This is a genomic window from Streptococcus downii (genome assembly GCF_004353325.1).
In the GTDB taxonomy this organism is placed as follows: Bacteria; Bacillota; Bacilli; order Lactobacillales; family Streptococcaceae; genus Streptococcus; species Streptococcus downii.
In genome coordinates this window covers 558-840 of sequence record NZ_MZNX01000010.1, presented here as the reverse complement: position 1 = coordinate 840, position 283 = coordinate 558, and the positions used below count along the sequence as shown (strand labels likewise).

Genomic DNA, 283 nt, shown 5'->3' with positions numbered 1-283 from the left:
GAGTCAAATCTACAGCTCCGATGGCAGTCTCTGAAACCATACTTCCAGCTGCACCAATAAAACCTTCCGCAAACAAGAGTGTATCTTTCAAGTCCTGTGGAATAGGTAGATTTCGTGTTTCCTCAACGACATCGCCCCACCAGGAACCAATCTCATTCGAGCGATCCTTCAGCCAGGCTTGGATGGGGTGATGACGGCGATAAGAAGCTTCTCGCTCAGCGGCTTCTTGTTCTGCCTTGCGTTTAGCAGCCTCAATCGCTTCTGCCTTGGCTTTCGCATACTG

General features: G+C 50.2%; 1 pseudogene. It reads right to left on the bottom strand.

Annotation, left to right across the window (positions count from 1 at the left end):
* A pseudogene (locus E2R31_RS09860) lies at nt 1-283 on the bottom strand (T7SS effector LXG polymorphic toxin); the annotation flags it as partial.